Below are 3,007 nucleotides of genomic sequence, written 5' to 3'. Positions count from 1 at the left end.
GTCGGCAGCAGCGCCAGCGGGATGAACCGACCCGGGTAGGTGCCCGCCCACTCGTCGATGTGCCAGTCGTTGTACGCCTGGATCATGATCACGGTGGTGTCGGTCTTGTAGTGGTTCAGATGACCCGCGCTGAACCCGGCGAAGGTCGGGAAGCACATCGAGGCCAGGATCCCGTTGNGGTCCATGTCCCGCACCCGGTCATGGATGTCGTACACCCCCGGCCGCANCTCCGCGAACCCGGCCGGGTCCTTGCCCCATTCCTCCGCCGGCCAGGAGACAACCGCGTTCAGACCACTGACACCGGTGACCCGACCCTGGTAGATCCACTGATCGACGCCCTTGTCGTTGCGAACGACATGCGGCGCCTGATCCGCGAGCTTCGCCGGCACGTGGTTCTTGAACATATCCGGNGGCTCGACAACGTGGTCGTCGATGCTCACCAGGATCATGTCGTCGATGTTCATGTTCCTCCTCGACCTCCCGGTTCGGGAGTGTGCTCCCGACCACACCTCTACTCTTACGCTTCCCAGCCCTGGCCGTCTCCGCGCATACGGCCNAGAAGTCCACACAAGCGGCCAGCTGGGGCCTGAAATCAGCACGCAGTAGCAGAGTTGTGTCACGGCGTCATGTCCGGAGGCCGTCCCCGCGCGCCGACCAATCGTCAGCCAGGCCGCCGACCCCCTGATCAACCATGACGGACGTACTGGTCAGACGCCATCGAAACCAGTGAACGGGTGGTCTCGCGCGCGCCGTGGCNCGGCTGGGCAGCCGCGGGGCAGCTGCGGACGGCGGAAGCTCCCGCCCAGCTCAGAGGCCATATGGGGCACCCGAGGAGGTGCCGTCAGGCCACCGGCNGGAGGGGCGACTCGAACCTGGCGAGGGGAACCGCGGACCGTGCGGCGGGAGCCATCCGGGTGCGTGAAGGACATCGCACGATGGCGGACGGGGCCCGCGGCGTAATCCAGCTGGATTTCGTGAAATTCCGGCACAAAGCCATAGACCGGAATCGACCACAGAGGCGGGCTGATGAGCAGGAAGANTTACAGCGCGCAGGAGATCAAGGAATTCATCGAGGAGTTCCGCGCCAACGGGGGCCGGCCAGCGGGCCTGTTCGAAGGGGCCACACTGCTGTTGCTGGACAGCGGCCCCGACGCCGACGGGTCGCCGCACGTGAGCCCGCTGAACTTCTACCCCTCGAACGGCAGGTACTACGTCTTCGCCGCCAACGACGGCGCGGACACCGACCCCCGCTGGCTGGGCCAGCTGCGAGCGAACCCGACGGCCACCATCGAGGTCGACGGGCAGGTCCTGCGGGTGACCGCGATCGAACTGCACGGCGGCGAGCGCAGCATGATCTACGCGCNCCAAGCTGCCCGCAACCCGCAGTTCGAGCACTTCCAGGAGATGACATCCCGGGTCATCCCGGTCGTCGCGCTCATTCCCGCCGGCGACGCCTGACCTACCGCCACCGGCCCACCGGCCCACCGGCCGAACCGGCCCACCGGCCCACCGGCCGAACCGGCCCACCGGCCCACCGCACTCCGCCGGGCCGGTTCGGCCGCCGGATGACACGGGAGTGGCACACCGCCGAACCGGCCCGGCCCGCCTGACCGGGGAACACTGGCCGGCCACCGCAACGCCCGGCGTTCTCCCCGGCCGGAAGCGCTGCCGTTCCGACTACCCGCGGTCAGGACGGCCCTCGCTCGCCGGCGCTGATCGTCGCGCGGTCAGGGCCCGGCGGGCGGCCTGGCCGGCATCTCCCAGGGTGCCCGCGGCAACGGGCGCCCGGTTTCGAGCAGGGACTTCAGGTTGGCGAACACCGCCGGCCAGCCCGCGGACACCACCGTGAGCGCGTCCTGGTCGGCGAGGTTGCACTGTGTCACGGTCAGCCGGACGATCTCGTGGTACTGCTCGATCTCGAACGTCACCGTGGAGGGCCCGCCCGCGGGCGCCTCGCCCAGGTCCCCGAAGGTGATCACCAGGCGCCGCGGCGGCTGGGCCGCCAGCACGGTGCCCCCGGCGTCCGCGACGCCGGAGCCGTCGGTCCGGCGGTGCTCCCAGGCCGAGCCCTCCCGCCAGTCGGACACGTTGCTGTGGCCCCAGTACGCCGCGGTCAGCTCCGCGTCGGTCAGCGCGTGCCAGACCCGCTCGGCGCTGCTTTCGATGTAGGTCACGCAGGTACAGATATAGGTCGGCTCGTCGATCACGCCGTTCGGCGCCGGTCGTGTCCCGCCGGCCGCCGGTGCCCGGCGAGGCGGTCGCGGGTGGTGGTCGAACTGCCCCAACCACCGTGCCTGGATCTCGTTGATGGGGAGCGGTTGGAGATAGTGCAGCTTCTCCCGCCCGCGCCGGACCGTGCTGATCAGGTTGGCGGCCTCCAGGACGGCAAGGTGCTGCGTCGCGGACTGACGCGCCATGGCCAGGCCCCCGCACAGGTCACTGAGCGTCTGCCCGTCGCGCTCGCGCAGCCGTTCCAGCAGCTGCCGACGGGTCGGATCAGCCAGCGCCCGGAAAACCCCGTCCAGTTCCTCAGCCCCAGCCACGCACCACATTCTGCATCCGGTCGGCTACACCTCGCGGTGACGCCCAGATGTCGAGGTGACGCGGAAGCGAGGTCCAGCAGAGCGGCCGACGGCCCGGCCGGCCCGCGCACGAAAGAACCCGGCCCGCGAGGGGGCCGGGTGGGCTAGACACCCAGGTTCGCATGCGGCAAGCCCGGTGGCTGCGCCACGGTGAGGTCGGCCGCGCGCAGGTGTACCACCAGCGCTTCNGGCTCAGGTCCTCGATCATGAAGGCTGCTGTCCGGGAGCGACTAATTGCGATCAACCCGTGTGAGGGCGTCCGCCTTCCGGCGCGTCGCAAGGGTGCGGCGGCGGACGAACTCATCACTCGTGCGGAGTTGACCGGGAAGCTCCTGCCGGAGGTGCCGGAACGGCATCGGGCGCTCGTCCTTGCTGCGGCCTACGCGGGACTACGGTGGGGTGAGTGCGTCGGTCTCCACTGCCCT

General features: G+C 69.8%; 1 protein-coding gene and 5 pseudogenes. 3 read left to right on the top strand and 3 right to left on the bottom strand.

What is annotated here, in order from left to right; genetic code table 11:
- Window positions 1-177, bottom strand: a pseudogene (locus UG55_RS40690) (amidohydrolase); the annotation flags it as partial.
- 50 nt (window positions 178-227) lie between these two features.
- A pseudogene (locus tag UG55_RS40685) lies at window positions 228-410 on the bottom strand (amidohydrolase); the annotation flags it as partial.
- Between the two features lie 630 nt (window positions 411-1,040).
- Here UG55_RS40685 and UG55_RS20755 point away from each other — a divergent pair.
- Window positions 1,041-1,363: pseudogene (locus tag UG55_RS20755) on the top strand (nitroreductase/quinone reductase family protein); the annotation flags it as partial.
- Window position 1,364: 1 nt separating this feature from the next.
- Window positions 1,365-1,458: pseudogene (locus UG55_RS40680) on the top strand (nitroreductase family deazaflavin-dependent oxidoreductase); the annotation flags it as partial.
- 269 nt (window positions 1,459-1,727) lie between these two features.
- Here the strand turns inward: UG55_RS40680 and UG55_RS20750 are convergent.
- Window positions 1,728-2,552 carry a metalloregulator ArsR/SmtB family transcription factor gene (locus tag UG55_RS20750; RefSeq protein ID WP_066071908.1) on the bottom strand — a complete coding sequence of 275 codons (825 nt, stop codon included), beginning with the start codon at window positions 2,550-2,552 and terminating at the stop codon, window positions 1,728-1,730.
- 236 nt (window positions 2,553-2,788) lie between these two features.
- Between UG55_RS20750 and UG55_RS30175 the strand changes: the two are divergent.
- Window positions 2,789-3,007 (top strand): annotated as a pseudogene (locus tag UG55_RS30175) (site-specific integrase); the annotation flags it as partial.

Source organism: Frankia sp. EI5c, assembly GCF_001636565.1.
Lineage (GTDB): Bacteria > Actinomycetota > Actinomycetes > Frankiales > Frankiaceae > Parafrankia.
The sequence above is the reverse complement of the archived record's forward strand: the minus strand, read 5'-3'. Positions and strand labels throughout refer to the sequence as shown.